Annotated in this window: 32 protein-coding genes and 1 tRNA gene; all 33 read left to right on the top strand. The window is 59.7% G+C overall.

Annotation, left to right across the window (positions count from 1 at the left end):
- Positions 1-9 precede the first annotated feature (9 nt).
- The 33 genes from rplC to NBH12_RS00080 all read left to right on the top strand — a co-directional run bounded on the left by rplC (position 10) and on the right by NBH12_RS00080 (position 19814).
- Positions 10-651, top strand: coding sequence for a 50S ribosomal protein L3 (rplC, locus tag NBH12_RS00240; protein ID WP_003829884.1), 642 nt, complete (start codon positions 10-12; stop codon positions 649-651).
- A 6-nt stretch (positions 652-657) separates the two neighbouring features.
- The gene (rplD, locus tag NBH12_RS00235) at positions 658-1314 is read left to right on the top strand and encodes a 50S ribosomal protein L4 (RefSeq protein WP_003829885.1); all 657 of its coding nucleotides are present in this window, start codon (positions 658-660) and stop codon (positions 1312-1314) included.
- A 5-nt stretch (positions 1315-1319) separates the two neighbouring features.
- Positions 1320-1616: a 50S ribosomal protein L23 gene (rplW, locus tag NBH12_RS00230; RefSeq protein ID WP_003829886.1), complete on the top strand. Its 297-nt coding sequence runs from the start codon at positions 1320-1322 to the stop codon at positions 1614-1616.
- A gap of 36 nt (positions 1617-1652) precedes the next feature.
- Positions 1653-2483, top strand: coding sequence for a 50S ribosomal protein L2 (gene rplB / locus NBH12_RS00225; RefSeq protein ID WP_003829887.1), 831 nt, complete (start codon positions 1653-1655; stop codon positions 2481-2483).
- Between the two features lie 15 nt (positions 2484-2498).
- A complete protein-coding gene (rpsS, locus tag NBH12_RS00220; RefSeq protein WP_003814508.1) occupies positions 2499-2777 on the top strand; it encodes a 30S ribosomal protein S19 in 279 nt (92 codons plus the stop codon).
- A gap of 16 nt (positions 2778-2793) precedes the next feature.
- Positions 2794-3153: a 50S ribosomal protein L22 gene (gene rplV, locus NBH12_RS00215; RefSeq protein WP_003829888.1), complete on the top strand. Its 360-nt coding sequence runs from the start codon at positions 2794-2796 to the stop codon at positions 3151-3153.
- A 2-nt stretch (positions 3154-3155) separates the two neighbouring features.
- A complete protein-coding gene (gene rpsC / locus NBH12_RS00210) occupies positions 3156-3956 on the top strand; it encodes a 30S ribosomal protein S3 (RefSeq protein ID WP_003829889.1) in 801 nt (266 codons plus the stop codon).
- Between the two features lie 6 nt (positions 3957-3962).
- On the top strand, positions 3963-4382 hold the full coding sequence (gene rplP / locus NBH12_RS00205) for a 50S ribosomal protein L16 (protein WP_003829890.1): 420 nt from the start codon (positions 3963-3965) through the stop codon (positions 4380-4382).
- Entirely contained in the window at positions 4382-4633 is a 252-nt protein-coding gene (gene rpmC / locus NBH12_RS00200) for a 50S ribosomal protein L29 (RefSeq protein WP_003829891.1), read from the top strand. The genes rplP and rpmC overlap by 1 nt, the downstream gene beginning before the upstream one ends.
- A gap of 2 nt (positions 4634-4635) precedes the next feature.
- Entirely contained in the window at positions 4636-4896 is a 261-nt protein-coding gene (gene rpsQ, locus NBH12_RS00195; protein WP_007055338.1) for a 30S ribosomal protein S17, read from the top strand.
- A gap of 94 nt (positions 4897-4990) precedes the next feature.
- Positions 4991-5359 (top strand): 50S ribosomal protein L14, encoded by a 369-nt coding sequence (gene rplN / locus NBH12_RS00190; RefSeq protein WP_003829893.1) that lies wholly within the window; start codon positions 4991-4993, stop codon positions 5357-5359.
- Position 5360: 1 nt separating this feature from the next.
- Positions 5361-5696, top strand: coding sequence for a 50S ribosomal protein L24 (gene rplX, locus NBH12_RS00185; protein WP_003829894.1), 336 nt, complete (start codon positions 5361-5363; stop codon positions 5694-5696).
- Entirely contained in the window at positions 5693-6265 is a 573-nt protein-coding gene (rplE, locus tag NBH12_RS00180) for a 50S ribosomal protein L5 (protein WP_003829895.1), read from the top strand. The genes rplX and rplE overlap by 4 nt, the downstream gene beginning before the upstream one ends.
- A 1-nt stretch (position 6266) precedes the next feature.
- Positions 6267-6452 (top strand): type Z 30S ribosomal protein S14, encoded by a 186-nt coding sequence (locus NBH12_RS00175; protein ID WP_003814530.1) that lies wholly within the window; start codon positions 6267-6269, stop codon positions 6450-6452.
- An 89-nt stretch (positions 6453-6541) separates the two neighbouring features.
- The gene (gene rpsH / locus NBH12_RS00170; protein WP_003829896.1) at positions 6542-6940 is read left to right on the top strand and encodes a 30S ribosomal protein S8; all 399 of its coding nucleotides are present in this window, start codon (positions 6542-6544) and stop codon (positions 6938-6940) included.
- Between the two features lie 17 nt (positions 6941-6957).
- Positions 6958-7497 (top strand): 50S ribosomal protein L6, encoded by a 540-nt coding sequence (gene rplF / locus NBH12_RS00165; protein ID WP_003829897.1) that lies wholly within the window; start codon positions 6958-6960, stop codon positions 7495-7497.
- A gap of 1 nt (position 7498) precedes the next feature.
- The gene (rplR, locus tag NBH12_RS00160; RefSeq protein WP_003829898.1) at positions 7499-7870 is read left to right on the top strand and encodes a 50S ribosomal protein L18; all 372 of its coding nucleotides are present in this window, start codon (positions 7499-7501) and stop codon (positions 7868-7870) included.
- The gene (gene rpsE, locus NBH12_RS00155) at positions 7867-8595 is read left to right on the top strand and encodes a 30S ribosomal protein S5 (RefSeq protein ID WP_003829899.1); all 729 of its coding nucleotides are present in this window, start codon (positions 7867-7869) and stop codon (positions 8593-8595) included. Before rplR ends, rpsE begins: the two co-directional genes overlap by 4 nt.
- A gap of 5 nt (positions 8596-8600) precedes the next feature.
- Positions 8601-8786, top strand: coding sequence for a 50S ribosomal protein L30 (gene rpmD / locus NBH12_RS00150; RefSeq protein WP_025222115.1), 186 nt, complete (start codon positions 8601-8603; stop codon positions 8784-8786).
- Between the two features lie 2 nt (positions 8787-8788).
- Positions 8789-9241 (top strand): 50S ribosomal protein L15, encoded by a 453-nt coding sequence (rplO, locus tag NBH12_RS00145; protein WP_003829901.1) that lies wholly within the window; start codon positions 8789-8791, stop codon positions 9239-9241.
- 316 nt (positions 9242-9557) lie between these two features.
- Positions 9558-10895, top strand: a complete 1338-nt coding sequence (gene secY, locus NBH12_RS00140; RefSeq protein WP_250819042.1) for a preprotein translocase subunit SecY — start codon at positions 9558-9560, stop codon at positions 10893-10895.
- Positions 10896-11046: 151 nt separating this feature from the next.
- The gene (locus NBH12_RS00135) at positions 11047-11607 is read left to right on the top strand and encodes an adenylate kinase (RefSeq protein ID WP_003829904.1); all 561 of its coding nucleotides are present in this window, start codon (positions 11047-11049) and stop codon (positions 11605-11607) included.
- A 152-nt stretch (positions 11608-11759) separates the two neighbouring features.
- Entirely contained in the window at positions 11760-11978 is a 219-nt protein-coding gene (infA, locus tag NBH12_RS00130) for a translation initiation factor IF-1 (RefSeq protein ID WP_003808114.1), read from the top strand.
- A gap of 23 nt (positions 11979-12001) precedes the next feature.
- Entirely contained in the window at positions 12002-12115 is a 114-nt protein-coding gene (gene rpmJ / locus NBH12_RS00125; protein ID WP_003808136.1) for a 50S ribosomal protein L36, read from the top strand.
- 148 nt (positions 12116-12263) lie between these two features.
- On the top strand, positions 12264-12641 hold the full coding sequence (gene rpsM / locus NBH12_RS00120) for a 30S ribosomal protein S13 (protein WP_003829906.1): 378 nt from the start codon (positions 12264-12266) through the stop codon (positions 12639-12641).
- A gap of 87 nt (positions 12642-12728) precedes the next feature.
- On the top strand, positions 12729-13127 hold the full coding sequence (gene rpsK / locus NBH12_RS00115) for a 30S ribosomal protein S11 (protein ID WP_003829907.1): 399 nt from the start codon (positions 12729-12731) through the stop codon (positions 13125-13127).
- 80 nt (positions 13128-13207) lie between these two features.
- A complete protein-coding gene (locus NBH12_RS00110) occupies positions 13208-14203 on the top strand; it encodes a DNA-directed RNA polymerase subunit alpha (RefSeq protein WP_003829908.1) in 996 nt (331 codons plus the stop codon).
- A 96-nt stretch (positions 14204-14299) separates the two neighbouring features.
- Entirely contained in the window at positions 14300-14824 is a 525-nt protein-coding gene (gene rplQ, locus NBH12_RS00105; RefSeq protein WP_065465292.1) for a 50S ribosomal protein L17, read from the top strand.
- A 150-nt stretch (positions 14825-14974) separates the two neighbouring features.
- Positions 14975-15886 (top strand): tRNA pseudouridine(38-40) synthase TruA, encoded by a 912-nt coding sequence (gene truA / locus NBH12_RS00100; RefSeq protein ID WP_003829910.1) that lies wholly within the window; start codon positions 14975-14977, stop codon positions 15884-15886.
- A gap of 160 nt (positions 15887-16046) precedes the next feature.
- Complete coding sequence (locus tag NBH12_RS00095) at positions 16047-18227, top strand: circularly permuted type 2 ATP-grasp protein (protein WP_065457101.1); 2181 nt, start codon at positions 16047-16049, stop codon at positions 18225-18227.
- A 145-nt stretch (positions 18228-18372) separates the two neighbouring features.
- Complete coding sequence (locus NBH12_RS00090) at positions 18373-19173, top strand: transglutaminase family protein (protein ID WP_025222111.1); 801 nt, start codon at positions 18373-18375, stop codon at positions 19171-19173.
- A gap of 70 nt (positions 19174-19243) precedes the next feature.
- Positions 19244-19328, top strand: a tRNA-Ser gene (locus tag NBH12_RS00085).
- A 57-nt stretch (positions 19329-19385) separates the two neighbouring features.
- Complete coding sequence (locus NBH12_RS00080; RefSeq protein WP_250819041.1) at positions 19386-19814, top strand: type 1 periplasmic-binding domain-containing protein; 429 nt, start codon at positions 19386-19388, stop codon at positions 19812-19814.
- Positions 19815-19849 lie beyond the last annotated feature (35 nt).

Genomic DNA, 19849 nt, shown 5'->3' with positions numbered 1-19849 from the left:
GGAAGCATTATGTCTAATCGCAAGGCTCTGCTGGGCAAGAAGCTCGGCATGTCCCAGGTGTGGGACGAGAACGGCTTCTTCGTGCCCGTTACTCTTGTTGACGTGTCCACCAATGTGGTGACTGCCGTGAAGACCGAGGAATCCGACGGCTACAAGGCTGTCCAGCTCGGCTACGGCGCCATCGACCCGACCAAGGTGACCAAGCCGCTGGCTGGCCACTTTGCCAAGGCTGGTGTCACTCCGCGTCGCCACCTCGTTGAGGTGCGCACCGACGACGTCGATCAGTTCGAGGCTGGCCAGGAACTGGCCGCCGACCTGTTCGAAGAGGGCACTGAGGTCGACGTGACCGGCACTACCAAGGGTAAGGGCTTCGCCGGCACTATCAAGCGTTGGGGCTTCAAGTCCTACCGCCGTACTCACGGCTCTCATAAGAACGAGCGCCGTCCTGGCTCTGTGGGCGCATGCGCCACTCCGAGCCGTATTCTCAAGGGCAAGCGTATGGCCGGCCGCATGGGTCATGTGACCGCCACTACCCAGAACCTGACCGTCGTCTCCGCTGATGTCGAGAACGGCATCATCGCCATCAAGGGCGCCATTCCTGGCCCCAAGGGCGGCATCGTTCTCGTCCGTTCGGCTGTGAAGGGAGCCTGATAAACCATGGCAAACGTTACTCTGAACGTCACTGACGCCAAGGGCCAGGCCGCCGGTACCGTCGAGGCTCCGGTTGAACTCTTCGGTGTTTCCGCTGAAGACGTCAAGGCTCACATCCCGCTGATTCACCAGGTTGTTACCGCTCAGCTCGCTGCTGCCCGTCAGGGCACCCACGCCACCAAGACTCGTGGCATGGTTTCCGGCGGCGGCAAGAAGCCGTGGAAGCAGAAGGGCACCGGTCGTGCTCGTCAGGGCTCCATCCGCGCTCCGCAGTGGTACCACGGTGGTGTCGTGTTCGGCCCGCAGCCGCGCGACTACTCCCAGCGCACCCCCAAGAAGATGAAGGCCGCAGCTCTGCGCTATGCCCTGTCTGATCGCGCCAACGCCGGCCGCATCGCCGTCGTGGACTTCGGTATCACCGAGCCGTCCACCAAGGCTGCTGTCGCCGCCCTGAGCCCGATCACCGAGGACAAGTTCACCACGGTCGTCTTCACTCGTGACAACATCAACGAGTGGCTCTCCGTGCGCAACATCCCGACCGTTCACCCGATTTTTGTCGATCAGCTCAACACGTACGACGTGATCACCGCTCAGTACGTGGTCTTCACCAAGGAAGCTTTCGAAGCTTTCGTGGCTGCCAAGACCGAGCCGAAGGAGGCCTGATTTAGATGGTCGCTATTCACAAGCCCGCGCACGACGTGATTTTGAAGCCCGTCGTCTCTGAGAAGAGCTACGCCCTTTCCGACCGTGGCCAGTACACCTTCGTGGTGGCCAAGGACGCGAACAAGGTGCAGATCAAGCAGGCAATTGAAGAGATCTTCAAGGTCAAGGTGACGAACGTCAACACCCTCAACCGCGCTGGCAAGAAGCAGCGCACCCGCACCGGTTTCGGCCAGCGTGCTTCCCAGAAGCGCGCGATCGTGACCGTCGCCGAGGGCCAGACGATCGACATCTTTGGCAACTGAAGGCTAGCCGAGAAAAGTTAAAGGAAGAACTATATTATGGCTATCCGCGTTTACAAGCCGACGTCCGCAGGTCGCCGCAACGCGTCCGTCTCGGATTTCTCCGATCTGACGCGCTCCACGCCTGAGAAGTCGCTGGTTCGCAAGAACTCCAAGACCGGCGGTCGTAACTCTTACGGCCGTATCACCTCCCGTCACCGCGGTGGTGGTCACAAGCGCCAGTACCGTCTCATCGACTTCAAGCGTTGGGACAAGGACGGCGTGCCCGCCAAGGTTGCCGAGATCGAATACGATCCGAACCGTTCCGCCCGTATCGCCCTCCTGCACTTCGCAGATGGCGAGAAGCGCTACATCATCGCGCCGAAGGGTGTTAAGCAGGGCGACGTCATCGAGACTGGTGCTCAGGCTGATATCAAGCCGGGCAACAACCTGCCGCTGAAGAACATCCCGACCGGTACCGTGGTTCACGCGATTGAGCTCCGCCCACTGGGTGGCGCCAAGATTGCTCGCTCCGCTGGTGCTGCCGTTCAGCTCGTCGCCAAGGATGGCGCTTACGCCCAGCTGCGTATGCCGTCCGGCGAAATCCGTAACGTCGACGCCCGCTGCCGCGCCACCGTTGGTGAGGTCGGCAACGAAGACCACGCCAACGTGCAGCTCGGCAAGGCCGGTCGCGCCCGTTGGATCGGCAAGCGTCCGGTCACCCGTGGTGAGTCCATGAACCCGGTCGACCACCCGCACGGCGGTCGTACCCGCGGTGGTAAGCCGCCGGTTTCTCCGTGGGGCAAGGGCGAAGTTCGTACTCGTCGTCCGAAGAAGGCTTCGAACAAGATGATTGTTCGTCGTCGTCCGTCCGGCAAGAACCGCAAGTAAGGGAGTATCGAGAAGATGACTCGTAGCATCAAGAAGGGCCCCTTCGTCGACGCCCACTTGCAGAAGAAAGTCGACGAGCAGAACGAGAAGGGCACCAAGAATGTCATCAAGACATGGTCCCGTCGTTCGATGATCACCCCTGATTTCATCGGACACACCTTCGCCGTTCACGATGGTCGCAAGCATGTCCCGGTGTTCGTCACCGAGGCCATGGTTGGTCACAAGCTGGGTGAGTTCGCCCCCACGAAGACCTTCAAGGGTCACGTGAAGGACGACAAGAAAGCCCGCCGCTAAGGATAAGGAATAGAACATGGAAGCTAAAGCAATCGCTCGTCACGTCCGCGTGACGCCGCGCAAGGCTCGCCGCATGGTCGACCTCATCCGCGGCAAGAAGGCCACCGACGCCGTCACCATTTTGAAGTTCGCCCCTCAGGCTGCGGCCCTTCCGGTCCGCAAGACCCTGGAGAGCGCCATTGCCAACGCCCGCGTGAAGGCCGACAAGGCCGGCGAGCCGTTCCGCGAGAACGACCTGTTCATCAAGGAGACCTTCGTTGACGAAGGTGTGACCCTTAAGCGCTTCCGCGCTCGTGCCCAGGGCCGCGCCGCTCGTATCAACAAGCGCACCTCCCACATCACGGTCGTTGTTGCTACCAAGGAAGGAGCCCGCTAAAGATGGGTCAGAAGATCAATCCGTTTGGCTACCGCCTGGGCATCACCGAGAATCACCGTTCCAAGTGGTTCTCTGACTCCAACAAGGCCGGCGAACGCTACCGCGACTTCGTTCTCGAGGACGATCAGATCCGTAAGGAAATGAGCAAGGATCTCGAGCGCGCAGGCGTGTCCCGCATCGTCATCGAGCGCACCCGTGACCGTGTCCGCGTGGACATTCACACCGCCCGTCCGGGCATTGTGATCGGTCGTCGTGGCGCCGAGGCTGAGCGCGTTCGCGCCAAGCTGGAGAAGTTGACCGGCAAGCAGGTTCAGCTCAACATCTTCGAAGTCAAGAACGCCGCGCTGGACGCCCAGCTCGTCGCTCAGGGCATCGCCGAGCAGTTGACCAACCGCGTCACCTTCCGTCGTGCCATGCGCAAGGCTCAGCAGGACGCCATGCACGCTGGTGCCAAGGGTATCCGCATCAAGCTCTCCGGCCGCCTCGGCGGTGCGGAAATGAGCCGTTCCGAGTTCTATCGCGAGGGCCGCGTTCCGCTGCAGACCCTCCGTGCCCTCATCGATTACGGCTTCTTCGAGGCCAAGACCACCTACGGCCGCATCGGCGTCAAGGTGTGGATCTACAAGGGCGATATGACCGAATCCGAGTTCGAAGAGCAGCAGGCTCAGCAGAACAACCGTCCGGGCCGTCGTGGCGATCGCCGCCCGCGCCGTGGCAACCGTTCCGCCGCTCAGCAGAATGCTCAGGCCCCCAAGGCCGAGGCTCCTGCCGAGGCCACTGCCGCTGCAGAAACGAAGGAGTGAGCAAGAATGCTTATCCCCAAGAGGACTAAGTACCGCAAGCAGCACCGCCCCGTGCGTTCTGGCATGTCCAAGGGCGGCAACGAGATCAACTTCGGTGATTTCGGCATCCAGGCTCTTGCCCCGGCCTACGTGACCAACCGTCAGATCGAGGCCGCACGTATCGCCATGACCCGCTACATCAAGCGTGGTGGCCGCGTGTGGATCACGATCTTCCCGGATCGTCCGTTGACCAAGCACCCGCTCGGCGCCCGAATGGGTTCCGGTAAGGGCGCCCCGGAGTTCTGGATCGCGAACGTCCGCCCTGGTCGCGTGATGTTCGAGATCGGTGGTGTGTCTGAGGACGTCGCTCGCGAAGCCCTCCGTCGTGCTATCGACAAGCTCCCGATGAAGTGCCGCATTATCGCACGTGAAGGTGGTGATATCTGATGGCAGTCGGTACCGCTGATTACTCCATCAAGAATCTCAACGAGAAGACCAACGCGGAAATCGAAGGCTTCCTCAAGAAGTCCAAGGAAGAGCTGTTCAACCTGCGCTTCCAGCACGCCACTGGTCAGCTCGAGAACACCGCCCGTCTCAAGGCTGTCAAGAGCGACATCGCCCGCATGTACACTGTGCTGCGTGAGCGTGAGCTTGGCATCAGCCAGGAGCCGGCCGCTACCGAATCCAAGGAGAAGTGATTATGGCTGAAGAGCGTAACTTCCGTAAGGTTCGCCGCGGCTACGTCGTGTCCGACAAGATGGACAAGACGATTACCGTCGAGCTCGAGCAGCGTTCGACCCACCCGCTGTATGGCAAGGTCGTTCGTTCCACCAGCAAGGTCAAGGCCCATGATGAACACAACGACGCCCACATTGGCGACCTCGTGAGTATTATGGAAACTCGGCCTCTGAGCAAGACCAAGCGCTGGCGTCTCGAATCCATTATCGAGCGCGCCAAGTAAGTAAAGTTCGGCAAGGCTCGCCATTTACCGGGGCACCTCGGAAGACCAAGGTGCCCCGGTAAATGGGGAGAACCAGCTCGGCTAAGGAGAATCAATGATTCAGCAGGAAACGCGGCTTCATGTCGCCGACAACACGGGTGCGAAGGAACTCCTCGCCATCCGCGTGCTCGGCGGATCGAAGCGACGCTATGCCGGCATCGGCGACGTGATCGTCGCCTCCGTCAAGGACGCCATTCCTGGCGGGTCGGTCAAGAAGGGCGACGTGGTGAAGGCCGTTGTCGTCCGTACCGTCAAGGAATCCCGCCGTGCGGATGGTTCCTACATCAAGTTCGACGAGAACGCCGCCGTTATTCTCGGCTCCGGCCGTGAACCGAAGGGCACTCGTATCTTCGGACCGGTTGGTCGTGAACTGCGTGAGCACAAGTTCATGAAGATCGTGTCCCTCGCCCCGGAGGTGATCTGACATGGCAGCCAAGATTAAGAGCGGCGACCTGGTCAAGGTCATTCGCGGCAAGGATCGCGGTAAGGAAGGCACTGTCAAGCAGGTGCTGGACAACGACCGACTGATCGTCGAAGGCGTGCAGATCGTCAAGAAGCACGTGCGCGCCACGCAGCAGGGCCAGCAGGCTGGCATCGTCTCCACTGAGGCTCCGATCCATCGCTCCAACGTGATGGTCATCGACCCGGAGACCAAGCAGCCGACCCGCGTGGGCATCACTGTTAAGGAAGAGGCGCGTGACGGCAAGGTCAAGGCCGTGCGTGTACGCGTCGCCAAGAAGTCCGGAAAGGAGCTGGCATGACCGATACCACTGTCGAAGCGCCGGCCACCCCGCGCTTGAAGGTCAAGTACAACGAGCAGATCATCCCTGAGCTCGAGAAGGAGTTCAAGTACTCCAACCCGATGCAGGTTGCTCGTGTGCAGAAGGTCGTCGTCTCCATGGGCGTCGGTGCCGCAGCTCGCGACTCCAAGCTCATCGAAGGCGCCGTCAAGGATCTCACCCTGATCACCGGCCAGAAGCCGAAGATCACCAAGGCCAAGAAGTCCGTTGCGCAGTTCCACCTGCGTGAAGGCCAGGCCATCGGTGCATACGTCACCCTGCGCGGCGACCGTATGTGGGAGTTCCTGGATCGTCTGCTGACCCTTGCGCTGCCCCGTATCCGCGACTTCCGCGGTATCAACGGTCACCAGTTCGATGGCCAGGGCAACTACAACTTTGGTCTCACCGAGCAGTCCATGTTCCATGAGATCGATCCCGATTCGATCGATCACGTGCGCGGTATGGACATCACTGTGGTGACCTCCACCAAGGACGACACGGAAGCTTACGCGCTCTTGAAGCACCTCGGCTTCCCCTTCAAGGAGAACTGATATGGCAAAAACCGCTCTTAAGAACAAGGCGGCCGGCAAGCCGAAGTTCAAGGTGCGCGCTTACACGCGCTGCCAGGTCTGCGGTCGTCCCCACTCCGTCTACCGCAAGTTCGGCCTGTGCCGCATCTGCCTTCGCGAGAAGGCTCACCGCGGTGAACTGCCCGGCGTTACGAAGTCCAGTTGGTAAACATCGACGCTGAAGGTCCGCGGCCCAATCGCTTCTAGAAGAAGCGTGAGGGCGGCGGAAACCATAGCGAGAAAGGGCAACAAGCCCAAATGACAATGACAGATCCGATCGCAGACATGCTTACGCGTCTGCGTAATGCGAGCGCGGCAAAGCACGAGACCGTGGATATGCCGTACTCCAAGTTCAAGGCGAACATCGCCGAGATCCTGAAGCGCGAAGGCTACATCAAGGACTTCACCGCTAAGGAAGCCAAGGTCGGCCAGACTCTTGAGGTCACCCTCAAGTACGGTCCGAACGGTGAGCGTTCCATTCAGGGCATCAAGCGCATCTCCAAGCCGGGCCTTCGTCGTTATGCGAAGTCCGACTCCCTGCCGATGCCGCTCGGTGGCCTGGGTATCGCCATCATCTCGACTTCCTCGGGACTGCTGACTCAGAAGGAATGCCTCGACCGGGGCATTGGCGGCGAAATTGTCGCCTTCGTGTGGTGAGAAAGGAGAGCTGAAACATGGCATCGCATATTGGTAAGCTCCCCATCGCCATCCCCGCTGGCGTTGAAGTCAAGATTGAAGGTCAGAACTTCTCGGCCAAGGGCGCCAAGGGTTCTGATTCCTACGTGATTCCGGAAGGCATCACCGCTGCCGTTGAGGGCAACGAGATCATCGTTACCCCGGCTGATGACCTGCGTCCGACCCGTGCCAAGCACGGTCTGGCTCGTTCCATCATGGCCGGCATGGTCAAGGGTGTGCACGATGGCTACTCCAAGACTCTTGAGATCGTCGGCACCGGTTACCGCGCCGTCGCCAAGGGTCAGGGCATCGAGTTCTTCCTCGGCTACTCCCACACCATCACCGTCAACCCGCCCGAAGGTATCACCCTCAAGGTGACCGACGCCAACCACGTGGTTGTCGAGGGCATTGACAAGCAGGCTGTGGGCCAGGTCGCCGCCAACATCCGCAAGCTGCGCGCTCCGGAACCCTACAAGGGCAAGGGCGTCAAGTACGCCGATGAGCGCATCCTGCGCAAGGCTGGAAAGGCTGGTAAGTGATATGAGCGTAGCTATTCTCGGAAAAGGCAAGAAGGTTGCTCTCAAGCGCCGTCACGTGCGTATCCGCAAGCGCATCTCCGGTACCGCCGAGCGTCCGCGCCTGGTGGTCACCCGTTCCAACCGTCACATGGTTGCTCAGGTGGTCGACGACACCAAGGGCGTGACTCTCGTGTCCGCCTCCACCCTGCAGGCCGACTTTGCCGGTTTCAAGGGCACCAAGACCGAGGCCGCCAAGAAGGTCGGCGAGCTGATCGCCGATAAGGCCAAGGCTGCCGGCATCACCGAGGTCGTTTTCGACCGCGGTGGCAACAAGTACACCGGTCGCGTCGCAGCCGTTGCTGATGGCGCCCGCGAGGGAGGTCTTGCACTGTGAGCGACAACGAAACTAAGGAAACCCAAGTGGCTGAAGAAACTCAGAACACTGTGGCGACCGAATCCAACAACGAGGACCGCAAGGGTCGTCGTGGCCAGCGCGGTGAAGGCCGTCGTGGCGAGCGTCGTAACCGTCGTGAGGAAAACCGCGGCGACGAACTGCTCGATCGCGTGGTGACCATCAACCGTGTGTCCAAGACCCACAAGGGTGGTCGTACCTTCAGCTTCGCTGCTCTCGTGGTAGTGGGCGACGGTAACGGCACCGTGGGTGTCGGCTACGGCAAGTCCCGTGAAGTCCCGGCCGCCATCGCCAAGGGCCAGCTGGACGCCAAGAAGCACATGTTCTCTGTGCCTCGTGTCCGTGGCACCATCACCCACCCGGTTCAGGGTCACGACGCCGCCGGCACTGTTCTGCTGCGTCCTGCTGCCCCGGGTACCGGTGTAATCGCCGGTGGCTCCGTGCGCGCCGTCATGGAATGCGCAGGCATCACCGACGTCCTGACCAAGTCGATGGGCTCCGCCACCGCCGTTAACGTGGTGCGCGCTACCGTTGACGCTCTCAAGCAGCTCGAAGAGCCCGAGGAGATCGCCGCCCGTCGTGGTCTGGCCCTCAACGAGGTCGCTCCCGATGCCCTGCTGCGCGCTCGTGCCGCTGGTATCGATGAGGCTCGCAAGGCTCGTGAAGAGGCTGCCAAGAAGGCCGCTGAAGAGAAGGATGGTGAGTGATACTCATGGCTAAGAACCTGAAGATTACCCTGCACCACGGCATCGTGAACCGTACTCCGGCTCAGCGCGCCACCGTCAAGACCCTCGGCCTGAACAAGATCGGCAAGACCGTGATCCGCGAGGATACCCCGGCCAACCGTGGTCTGGTGAACGCCGTGCGTCACCTGGTCACCGTCGAGGAGGTTGACTGATTATGGCAGATAACGAAATCCTGCAGATGCACGATTTGAAGCCCGCCCCGGGCGCCAAGAAGGACCGCACCCGCGTGGGTCGCGGTGAAGGCTCCAAGGGCAAGACTTCCGGTCGTGGCGCCAAGGGCCAGACCAAGCGCACTCACGTGCGTCCTGGCTTCGAAGGTGGCCAGCTGCCGCTGTACATGCGCCTGCCGAAGCTCCGTGGCTTCAAGAACCCGTTCCGTGTGGAGTTCCAGGTGGTCAACATTGCTCGTCTCGTTGAGGTCTTCCCTCAGGGCGGCGAAGTGACTGCCGAGGATCTGGTTGCCAAGGGCGTCGTCCGTGGCAACGCTCCGGTCAAGGTTCTGGGCGAAGGCGAAACCACCGTGGCATTCACCCTCAAGGGTGTCAAGGCCTCGGCTTCCGCCAAGTCCAAGATCGAAGCTGCCGGCGGCTCCGTCGTTGAGGACTGATTAGTCCGCGCGAAACGCTGAATATAGCTCTGTGCCCCCGTCCGCCTATCTGGTGGTCGGGGGCACTGCTATCACTATGACCTATCGAGATCATTGATGGCGTTCCGCGTGCAGTGATGCGGTCTCAGCATCAAGTCCTACATTCGCTGGCGCCGATACAATACCCCGATTTTCGGGGAGATGCGTTGTCCATAAAGTCATATTCAGCAAGCATTGACGAGACGCACAGTTGTCTGAAGTAGGCACGTTAGACTATGCTCGTTCGATAGTTTGTGTATTTCGCGCGTCGAGTGCGCGCTAGTGGGAGGAAACCCAGGTGAGGACACTAATCCAGGCCCTGAAGACCAAAGAGCTGAGGAAGAAGATTCTCTTCGTCCTGTTCATCATCATCGTCTACCGCATCGGTTCGTTCATTCCGACGCCGGGCGTGGACTACAACGTGGTGAACAAGTGCATGGCCACCATGGGCAGCGCCTCACAGGAGAACTTCATCGGATTGGTGAACCTCTTCTCCGGCGGTGCCATGCTTCAGCTGTCCATCTTCGCGCTGGGCGTCATGCCGTACATCACCGCATCCATCGTTGTGCAGCTGCTGCGTGTGGTTATTCCGCGCTTCGAGGCCCTGCACAAGGAGGGTCAGTCCGGTGAGGCCAAGCTCACCCAATACACCCGTTACCTGACCATTGGTTTGGCTGTGCTCCAGTCCACCACCATTTTGGTCACCGCTCGCTCCGGCGCCCTGTTCAACTACAAGTGTGACCAGGTCATTCCAGACGGCTCCGTGTGGAACCTCGTGGTCATGGTCCTCATCATGACCGGCGGCACCGGCCTGATCATGTGGATGGCCGAGCTCGTGACCGACAAGGGCATCGGCCAGGGCATGTCCATCCTGATCTTCATGTCCATCTGCTCCGGCTTCCTGCCGCAGCTGTGGGAGATCGGCTACGGCACCAACGGCAAGAACGGCGACTGGCTGAAGTTCGGCATCGTCGTGGGCGTGCTCGTGGTCATCCTCATCTTCGTCGATTTCGTCGAACTGTGCCAGCGCCGCGTGCCGGTGCAGTACACCCGACGCATGATTGGCCGCAAGATGTACGGTGGCTCCTCCACCTACCTGCCGCTCAAGATCAATATGTCCGGCGTTATTCCGCCCATCTTCGCCTCCTCGATCCTCGCCATCCCGACCCTGATCGCCCAGTTCGGCAAGTCCGACCAGTCTTGGGTCAAGTGGATCAACAACAATCTCGCGAACACCACTTCGGTGTGGTACATCGCGCTGTATGCCCTGATGATTGTGTTCTTCTGCTTCTTCTACACCTCGATCACGTTCAACCCGGACGAGACCGCAGACAACATGAAGCAGTACGGCGGCTTCATCCCCGGCATCCGCGCCGGCAACGCCACCAGCCGCTACCTGACCTACGTGATGAACCGACTCAACACCGTCGGTGCCGTCTACCTGCTGTTCGTGGCCCTGATTCCGACCGTGCTCATCATGGCCCTCGGACTCAATGCCAAGTTGCCGTTCGGTGGTACCACCATCCTGATTATCGCCGGCGTCGGCCTCGACACCCTGCGTCAGGCCAAGGCCCAGACCGAGCAGTTCCAGTACACCGGTTTCCTGCTCGAGAACGTGGATCATAAGGAAGGCTGACGCCCGCTCAGCAGGCGTCAGCGCGAGGAAGGAGACAGCCCTGTGGGCTGTCGACTGACGGAGCAATCCGTTTCCTCCCACATATAACTCAATGGTTCCCTTAACAAGGGAGCCAAAGCCGTATTAATTTCCAACATAAAAGGAGACCACCATGCGTCTGCTCATCATGGGACCTCAAGGCGTGGGCAAAGGCACCCAGGCTGCGCTGCTCGCTGAGCACTTCAACATCCCCACCATCTCCACCGGCGATATCTTCCGCTACAACATCAAGAACAAGACCGAACTCGGTCTTGAAGCGATGAGCTACACCGATAAGGGCGAGCTGGTTCCGGATTCCCTGACCAACAAGATCGTCAAGGATCGTCTGGCCAAGGAAGACTGTGCCAACGGCTGGATTCTTGATGGCTACCCGCGCAACGCCGCCCAGGTCACCGCACTTGACGAAATGCTGGCCGACCTCGGCACTCCGCTCGACCACGTGGTGGCTCTCGAAGCCGCCCGTGACGTGCTGCTGGAGCGCATGAAGAAGCGTGCCGCCGAGCAGGGTCGTGCTGATGACACCCCGGAGGCCATCGCCAAGCGTTTGGAAACCTACGAGAAGGAAACCGCCCCGCTGCTCGACATCTACGAGTCCCGCGGTCTGCTGGTCGTGGTCAACGGTGTCGGCGACATCGACGAGATCAGCCGCCGCATCATCAGCCACCTGCAGTAGAGGCGGCAAGCCTAGCGGCTACCACAACATTTCGCACATACCCCTATGCGACACGCCGAGTGTCGCATAGGGGTATGTGCGTATATAGTTGACAGTTGGTGTGTCTTCGGATATGCCACAGTAATCATCCAACGGAATAGGACTAGAGGCGCATGGCAAAAGACGGTGTGATTGAGGTCGAAGGACAGGTAGTGGAAGCACTGCCCAACGCGATGTTCCGCGTCGAACTCGAGAACAAGCACATCGTGCTCGCCACGATTTCCGGCAAGATGCGTAAGAATTACATTCGCATTCTGCCGCAGGACCGTGTCGTGCTGGAGATGAGCCCCTACGACCTGAACCGCGGACGCATTACGTACCGCTACAAGTAAAGGTACACAAGAAAAGGATAACCATGAAGGTCAGCCCTAGCGTGAAGAGGATCTGCGAAAACTGCCGCGTGATCCGCCGTCACGGCCGCGTCATGGTGATCTGCGTCAACCCCCGCCACAAGCAGCGTCAGGGCTGAGAGCAGATTCTCCAGCGGCACTAAGTAAATAAGGCACTCTCTCACAGTGCTTCCCGCAAGGGAACGACACTGAACCACGGGTACGTAGGCCCGTGCCGGGAAACCGGACGAGTGGGTGCAAGACCTACGGCAACAAGAAGGAATCGCAATGGCACGTCTTGCCGGAGTCGACATCCCCAATGAGAAGCGCATCGAGATCGCCCTCACCTACATTTTCGGTGTTGGTCGTACCCGTGCCAAGGAAACGCTTGCCGCGACCGGTATTAACCCGGACATCCGCGTCAAGGATCTTACCGACGAGCAGCTGATTACGCTGCGTGACTACCTCGAAGCTAACTACAAGATCGAGGGTGACCTGCGTCGTGAAGTCGATGCAGATATTCGTCGCAAGATTCAGATCAACTGCTACCAAGGCCAGCGTCACCGTAAGGGACTTCCTGTGCGCGGTCAGCGCACCAAGACCAACGCCCGTACCCGCAAGGGCCCGAAGCGTACGGTCGCCGGAAAGAAGAAGGCCACCAAGTAATAGGTGGCATGCTCCGAGCCACGGGATGAGTTCTATCCCATCGTTCGGACGTCAACAAATAAGTTCGTTACTAGGAAACGAGGGTCAATGGCAGCGCCTAAGCAAGCCGCTCGTAAGCCCCGTCGTCGTGACCGCAAGTCGGTCCCGGTCGGCCAGGCTCACATCAAGTCCACTTTCAACAACACGATCATCTCGATCACCGATCCGTCTGGCGCCGTGGTGTCCTGGGCATCCGGTGGCGATGTCGGTTTCAAGGGCTCCCGTAAGTCCACTCCGTACGCCGCTGGTATGGCTGCCGAGTCCGCCGCCCGCAAGGCGATGGAGCACGGTGTCAAGAAGGTCGACGTGTTCGTCAAGGGCCCGGGTTCCGGTCGTGAAACCGCTATCCGCTCCCTGCAGTCCGCGGGCCTCGAGGTCGGTTCCATCACCGACGTCACCCCGCAAGCCCACAACGGCGTTCGTCCTCCGAAGCGTCGTCGCGTCTGAGCACTCAGCAATACCAATTCCATCCAAAACCGCTTAGCCGGTGAGTGCACCACCGAGTTCAAGCTGAAAGGATAACCACAGTGCTTATTGCACAGCGTCCGACTCTGACCGAGGAATCTCTGAATCCGCAGCGCTCTCGCTTCACCATCGAGCCTCTCGAGCCTGGCTTCGGCTACACGCTCGGTAACTCGTTGCGTCGCACGCTGCTGAGTTCGATCCCGGGTGCTGCCGTGACCTCCGTGCGTATCTCCGGAGCCCTGCATGAGTTCACCACTCTGCCGGGTGTTCAGGAAGACGTCACCGAGATCCTGCTCAACATCAAGGGCATCGTGCTCACCAGCGAGTATGACGAGCCTGTGGTCATGTACCTGCGCAAGAGCGGCAAGGGCGAGGCTACTGCCGGGGACATCACCCCGCCGTCTGGCGTCACCATTGCCAATCCGGAGCAGCACATCGCTACCCTCGCCGAGGACGGCGAACTCGAGATCGAGTTCACCGTTGAGCGTGGCCGTGGCTACGTGCCTGCCCAGATGAACAAGCAGGACACCGATGAGATTGGCCGTATTCCGGTCGATTCCATCTACTCCCCGGTGCTCAAGGTGAGCTACAAGGTCGAGGCCACCCGTGTGGAACAGCGCACGGACTTCGACAAGCTCATTCTGGACGTGGAGACCAAGCCCGCCATCTCCCCGCGTGATGCGGTGGCTTCCGCCGGTTCGACCCTGGTGGAGCTCTTCGGCCTGTGCCGCGAGCTCAATGCCCAGGCCGAAGGCGTCGAGGTCGGTCCGGCCCCGGTGGCCGAGGAGACCAACCCCGAGATGGCCGTCCCGATTGAGGATCTCAACCTGACGCAGCGTTCTTACAACTGCCTCAAGCGTGAGGGTGTCCACACCATCGGTGAGCTCGTCTCCCACACCGAGCAGGATCTGCTCGACATCCGCAATTTCGGTATGAAGTCGATTGACGAAGTCAAGGAGAAGCTGCAGACTCTGGGTCTGAGCCTCAAGTCTTCGCCGATGGCCTTCGACACCAATAACCTCGAAGGCGGCACCTTCTTCTCGCCGGAAGACGAGTGATTCGTCGCTTTTGATTAACCGTCTGTTCGCACGGCAAGCGGATGCTCGGGCACATGCCCACCTGCTTGCCTGCTTCGGACAATAAGGAGTAAACCCATGCCTACACCTAAGAAGGGCCCGCGTCTGGCTTCCAGCCCTGCACACGAGCGCCTCATGCTGGCAAACATGGCGACCAGCCTGTTCCAGAATGGCCAAATCACCACCACGCTGCCGAAGGCCAAGCGTCTTCGTCCGCTGGCTGAGCGCCTGATCACCTTCGCCAAGCGCGGTGATCTGCACTCTCGCCGTCGCGTGATGCGCGTCATCCGCAACAAGTCTGTGGTGCACATTCTGTTCACCCAGATCGCTGAGCAGATGGAGCAGCGTGAAGGTGGCTACACTCGTATCGTCAAGATCGCTCCGCGCGTTGGCGATAACGCTCCGGCCGCCATCATCGAGCTCGTCACCGAGCCGGTTGCCAAGAAGGCTGTCGTGAAGGAAGCCGAGGCTGCCACTAAGGTTGCCGAGGAAGAGGCTCCGGCCGTCGAGACCGAGGCTGCTGAAGCTGCTGAGGCTCCGGTCGAGGAGACCGCTGCCGCTGAGGCTGAGGCTCCTGCTGAGGAAGCCGAGAAGGCCGAGTGAGCTGACCGCTAGGTCGCATAGCTAGCTTAAAGGGCTGGAATCCATTTGGGTTCCAGCCCTTTGCGTTATTCGACCATAGCTGGTTCGTCTCTGTATGCCGGCATCGCATCAAAAGTCGAATTATCATCGTGATCATTAAGATGATGGACTATGACACGACTACGCATCGACCTTGCCTATGACGGCGGCGGATTCTACGGCTGGGCCAAGCAGCCTGAGCTGCGCACGGTGCAGGGAACTATCGAGGATGCGTTGCACAAGGTGCTGCGTGTGCCGGTCGGTGACGAGAGAGAGCCGCTGCGACTGACTGTGGCCGGTCGTACGGATACCGGTGTGCACGCTTCGCATCAGGTGGCGCATCTGGATGTGTCTGATGAAACACTTGCTCGTTGCCAGGGGCATATGGATGTGCCGCTGACCGAAGCATTGGCTCGCAGGCTTAAGGCCGTGCTGCCTGCTGACATTGTGATTCACGGCATCGCCATTGCGCCGCAGGGATTCGATGCGCGGTTCTCCGCGTTGGAGCGCACGTATGTGTACCGTGTTGCCGACCGTTCATCCGAAGTGGACCCCCGGCTGCGCGGCTGTGTACTGCGCGTGGATGAGTCGCTGGATTTGGATGCGATGAATGCCGCTGCCGCCATGACCATTGGCCTGCATGATTTTGGTTCGTTTGCCACGCCGAATCCGGGTGGTACCACGATTCGTGAAGTCAAGACGGCCTACTGGCGCCGAGTGCCGGTTGCCTCGTTGGTGCCAGACGTATTGGCTGAGAACGAGGCATACCGGACGCCGTCGCTGGAATCCGGCTTGGTTGTATTCACGATTGTGGCCGATGCCTTTGCTCGCAATATGGTTCGTTCGCTGGTCGGTTCCTCGATCAAGGTTGGTTCAGGGCGCAAAACGCTGGAATGGTTTGCGGACAAGATGGCCAATCCGGTGCGAGAGGGGTCAAGCGGGCCAATCGCACCGCAAGGGCTGACTCTGGAACATATCGAATATCCGGCGGATGACCAGTTGGCTGCTCGTGCCGAAGCCATTCGTGCCGTACGTACTTTGTAGATTTCATGGACCTGCAAGTGACCTGCCCGTAACAAACCCGCACATTTGCTGAAACGGGTGCCGCCTAGGTTGAAACCATCAAACCCGGTTGTGGCTTGCGGCGTCAGCGTGCGCCTCAAGCATGGCAAGCCTGCAGCCGTCAGAGCAAGGAGCAGGTACGATGATTGAATCCGCGGCACGCCGACTGGCCCACGAACTGGTGAATCGCCGTGAGGCAATCAACCGTGAGCTGTCCCGCAACGGCGTGCGCTTCGGCATCTACAAGAACGGCGAATACCACGACCGTTTGTTTCCATACGATCCTGTGCCACGCATTATCGAATCCGACGAGTTTGATGAGCTTGAGAAAGGCCTGAAGCAGCGTGTCAACGCACTCAACGCCTACCTGAAAGACATTTATTCGGACAAGGCCATCATTCATGACGGTGTGGTGCCGGAGGAATACGTCTACACGTCTGTCGGATACTTCCCGCAGGTCAACGGTGTGACCCCTCCCGGTGGCATTTTCGCGCATATCGCCGGTGAGGATTTGGTCCAGGGTGAGGACGGCCGCTGGTGGGTGCTGGAAGACAACCTGCGTATTCCGTCCGGTGCCAGCTACCCGCTGTTCGTACGCGATATCGAACGCCGTATCTCTCCACGACTGTTCCGTGACGTGCGTATCCGAGACAACCGTGAATATCCGCGTCTACTGCGCAAAGCCATGGATTTCGTCTCTACTGAAGGTATCGCCGTGGTCCTCACGCCAGGCCGATACAATTCCGCGTTCTTCGAACATGCCTACTTGGCTGAGAAAACCGGTGCCGCACTTGCCTTCCCTGAAGACCTTGAAGTGGTGGACAACAAGGTCTATTTCTTGGATTACGCCGGCAAGCGTCACCGTGTGGGCGTGGTCTACCGCCGTCTCTCCGACGAGTTCCTCGATCCGTTCTCCTTCAACCCCGACTCCGTGATTGGTGTGCCCGGGCTCCTGTCCGCCTACCGTGCCGGCAATGTGGCTATCGTCAATGCTCCCGGTAACGGCGCGGCCGACGACAAGGCCATCTACTACTTCGTGCCGCAGATGATTAAGTACTATCTCGGCGAAGAGCCCATCCTCCACAACGCTCCCACCTACATGCCTATGTTTGAGGCCGACCGTAAGGAAGTCCTGAATCGTATGGGCGAGCTGGTGATTAAGGATGTGGCCGAGGCCGGCGGCTATGGTGTGGTGTTCGGCTCGTCGCTGGACGCCGCCGCACGTGAGGAACTGGCCGACCGCATTAAGGAGGAGCCACGTCGATTCATTGCACAGGAGGTCATTCGGTTCCGCGATATCGACGTGGTCGATCCGAAGACCGGCGAAATGTCGCCGCGCAAATGCGATTTGCGCGCCTTCGTGGTGACCGGCAAGAACACGCATGTGTGGTATTCGGGCCTGACCCGTTATTCGTCCGTGCCTGGCCAGATGATCGTCAACTCGTCGCAGGGCGGTGGATTCAAGGATACGTGGGTGTTGGCGCCGGAGACCGGAGTGGAACACGAATACGGTACCGAGGTGCAGGTGGCGAACCTGCTGAGTCAGTCGCGTCACCATTCGCTGGCCTTGGTCACCGCTTCTAAAGCGGACAACCTGTATTGGTTGGGCCGATACACCGAACGTGCCTTCACCACCCTGAACCAGTTCTTCCCGTTCTATGACCGTGTGATGGACACCGATGTAGACGCCTTCCGGCCCTTCGCTCATGCCCTCGATCTGCCCGAGGACTTCGAGGACTTTGATGGGTTCGTGGAAAGCTTCCTGTACGACGGCTCGAACCCGGACTCCGTGCGTTCCGCAGTTACCTCCGCGTTCAACAATGCCGTGATTCTGCGCCCGGAACTGAGCTCCCGACTGCTGCAATACGTCGAACTGGCGATGACCAACATTACAGATGCCGCCAAGCATGCGGCCGATGCCGAGGACATCTACAACCAGCGAGACATCACCGATGACATGCTCGCCTTCTGGGGCGGCATCGAGAATTCGCCAGTCGATCCCACGCTAAAGGCCTTTATCTTCATCGGCAAGTATCTGGAACGCATCGATTTGTACACCCGTTTTGGGCTCACGATGGAAGAAATGGAAGCCCCGCTGAAGAAGCTGGCCTCCTATTCGATGATTCTCGACGGTATGCCGTTGCCGAGCTGTTTCGCCGACGGACTGAGCTGGCTTGTCGGCCAGCTGCCGTCTCGCGGATATCAGGAGGTGGCCGATTCTCTGAAGAAGTACCTTGACGATTATTCCGGCAGAGTCAGCGCTTTGGCCATCAAGGACATGGGCTCGCTCAGCTCCATGAACATGGATGCCAAGCGCCCCTGACAGGTTGCAATGGTATGGTGGTATGGCTTCAAGCCGTATGCGCTCGCTACATTTTTGCGAGCGGGTGCGGCGGCCACTGTATCTGTAGTGCTGCTATCCCGAAATGTGCCGGCCGCCGGTGCGTGAGTATTGTGCAGGAGACGTCGTGAAAAAACTCGTGTTCGACTATGAGATGAAGCTGTCCTTCAGCTCGCCGGTCACCGACCACAGGTTCCAGTTGCGCTGCATACCGGCCACCGGTCCGCGCCAGCAAGTGATTGACGTCGAAGTGAAGATTCAGCCAGAGACCGAACTCGAAACCACCATCGATTCCTTTGATTCCGTGGTGATGACCGGCTTTGCGCCGGAACCGCACGACATGTTCAGCTATTCGGTGACCGGCATCGCCTTTGTGGACAATGCGCATATTCATAAGGAAATCTACAAGCCGCTCTACCGGTTCAACTCCGCGTTGACCATTCCCGGTCCGAATGTGGAGACGATGATCGCCGTATGCCGTGAACGCTTGGCCGCACTGCCTTCCGATGCCACGCCGGTGCAGCAGGCTGCCGAAGTGATGGACGAGGTGTACAAAGCTTTTGTATATACGCCCGGATCCACCACGATTCGCACCACCGCCGAACAGGCCTTGGCGCAGCGCAAAGGCGTATGCCAGGACTATGCGCATGTGATGCTGTCCGTGTGCCGGCATGTCGGCCTGACCGCCCGGTATATTGCGGGTCTGCTCGGGGGAGAAGGCGCCACTCACGCTTGGGTTGAGGTCTATCAGGATGGCCGATGGGTCGGCTTGGATCCCACGCATAATCGTTTGGTGGACGACAACTACATCACCATCGCCCACGGCCGTGACTACCGTGATTGCATGCTCGACATCGGCATATTCTCCGGCTACAACGTCCAGCAGACCCAGTGGGTCAATGCCTCCGTGCATGAGCAGGTGGCGTAGTCTCGCAAAACCCCGACTTGCCGCGTCGCCGGGATGTGGCATAATAAACAAGTTGCCTTTTGGGCAGCATGGATGAATGTCCGAGCGGTCTAAGGAGCACGCCTCGAAAGCGTGTGAGGTGAAAGCCTCCGCGAGTTCGAATCTCGCTTCATCCGCAACCAAGCCCCCGAAGTCTTGCACTTCGGGGGCTTTGCGTTGGTGCGGTAGCCGCATTGCCTGTCATCGAGTTCGCCAAGCAACGCGAGTATGGCGTCATCATCAATACCTATGGCTCGGGTGGCATGGGTCTGGCCGACAATATCGAGGAAACATACCGGCTGGGTGCGGATGGGTGGATTTTCTTTACCGAACGCGCGCTGGAGAACAAGGGTGAGGTACTTCAGCAGCCGTATCCGGTGGTGTTGGGCGGCGATTATCTGTCGTATGGGAAATGCGATCAGGTGACCATGCCGAACACCGAGGCGGTGCGGTTCGCGGTCGGGCGTTTGCTGGACACAGGTGTGAGAACCATCGCCGTTATCGGCGCCTCACCCGGCATGCATGGTTGGGAGGACGTTCGCGATCAGCGCGACGGCACGCAGTCGCTGCGTATCCAGGGGTATGTGCAGGCTCATGAGGAGCGCGGTTTGACCGTGGATTGACGGTATGTCATTCCTCTGCTCGGCTGGAATCAGCA

The sequence above is a fragment of the Bifidobacterium sp. M3-N-101 genome (assembly GCF_023656805.1).
Classification (GTDB): Bacteria; Actinomycetota; Actinomycetes; order Actinomycetales; family Bifidobacteriaceae; genus Bifidobacterium; species Bifidobacterium breve.
Note: the sequence above shows the minus strand (reverse complement) of the source record. Positions and strands in the feature narration are given on the sequence as shown.

Coding starts and splice junctions, on each gene's coding strand:
- rplC (WP_003829884.1), top strand. CDS start 10: ATGTCTAATCGCAAGGCTCTGCTGGGCAAGAAGCTCGGCATGTCCCAG.
- rplD (WP_003829885.1), top strand. CDS start 658: ATGGCAAACGTTACTCTGAACGTCACTGACGCCAAGGGCCAGGCCGCC.
- rplW (WP_003829886.1), top strand. CDS start 1,320: ATGGTCGCTATTCACAAGCCCGCGCACGACGTGATTTTGAAGCCCGTC.
- rplB (WP_003829887.1), top strand. CDS start 1,653: ATGGCTATCCGCGTTTACAAGCCGACGTCCGCAGGTCGCCGCAACGCG.
- rpsS (WP_003814508.1), top strand. CDS start 2,499: ATGACTCGTAGCATCAAGAAGGGCCCCTTCGTCGACGCCCACTTGCAG.
- rplV (WP_003829888.1), top strand. CDS start 2,794: ATGGAAGCTAAAGCAATCGCTCGTCACGTCCGCGTGACGCCGCGCAAG.
- rpsC (WP_003829889.1), top strand. CDS start 3,156: ATGGGTCAGAAGATCAATCCGTTTGGCTACCGCCTGGGCATCACCGAG.
- rplP (WP_003829890.1), top strand. CDS start 3,963: ATGCTTATCCCCAAGAGGACTAAGTACCGCAAGCAGCACCGCCCCGTG.
- rpmC (WP_003829891.1), top strand. CDS start 4,382: ATGGCAGTCGGTACCGCTGATTACTCCATCAAGAATCTCAACGAGAAG.
- rpsQ (WP_007055338.1), top strand. CDS start 4,636: ATGGCTGAAGAGCGTAACTTCCGTAAGGTTCGCCGCGGCTACGTCGTG.
- rplN (WP_003829893.1), top strand. CDS start 4,991: ATGATTCAGCAGGAAACGCGGCTTCATGTCGCCGACAACACGGGTGCG.
- rplX (WP_003829894.1), top strand. CDS start 5,361: ATGGCAGCCAAGATTAAGAGCGGCGACCTGGTCAAGGTCATTCGCGGC.
- rplE (WP_003829895.1), top strand. CDS start 5,693: ATGACCGATACCACTGTCGAAGCGCCGGCCACCCCGCGCTTGAAGGTC.
- NBH12_RS00175 (WP_003814530.1), top strand. CDS start 6,267: ATGGCAAAAACCGCTCTTAAGAACAAGGCGGCCGGCAAGCCGAAGTTC.
- rpsH (WP_003829896.1), top strand. CDS start 6,542: ATGACAATGACAGATCCGATCGCAGACATGCTTACGCGTCTGCGTAAT.
- rplF (WP_003829897.1), top strand. CDS start 6,958: ATGGCATCGCATATTGGTAAGCTCCCCATCGCCATCCCCGCTGGCGTT.
- rplR (WP_003829898.1), top strand. CDS start 7,499: ATGAGCGTAGCTATTCTCGGAAAAGGCAAGAAGGTTGCTCTCAAGCGC.
- rpmD (WP_025222115.1), top strand. CDS start 8,601: ATGGCTAAGAACCTGAAGATTACCCTGCACCACGGCATCGTGAACCGT.
- rplO (WP_003829901.1), top strand. CDS start 8,789: ATGGCAGATAACGAAATCCTGCAGATGCACGATTTGAAGCCCGCCCCG.
- NBH12_RS00135 (WP_003829904.1), top strand. CDS start 11,047: ATGCGTCTGCTCATCATGGGACCTCAAGGCGTGGGCAAAGGCACCCAG.
- infA (WP_003808114.1), top strand. CDS start 11,760: ATGGCAAAAGACGGTGTGATTGAGGTCGAAGGACAGGTAGTGGAAGCA.
- rpmJ (WP_003808136.1), top strand. CDS start 12,002: ATGAAGGTCAGCCCTAGCGTGAAGAGGATCTGCGAAAACTGCCGCGTG.
- rpsM (WP_003829906.1), top strand. CDS start 12,264: ATGGCACGTCTTGCCGGAGTCGACATCCCCAATGAGAAGCGCATCGAG.
- rpsK (WP_003829907.1), top strand. CDS start 12,729: ATGGCAGCGCCTAAGCAAGCCGCTCGTAAGCCCCGTCGTCGTGACCGC.
- rplQ (WP_065465292.1), top strand. CDS start 14,300: ATGCCTACACCTAAGAAGGGCCCGCGTCTGGCTTCCAGCCCTGCACAC.
- truA (WP_003829910.1), top strand. CDS start 14,975: ATGACACGACTACGCATCGACCTTGCCTATGACGGCGGCGGATTCTAC.
- NBH12_RS00095 (WP_065457101.1), top strand. CDS start 16,047: ATGATTGAATCCGCGGCACGCCGACTGGCCCACGAACTGGTGAATCGC.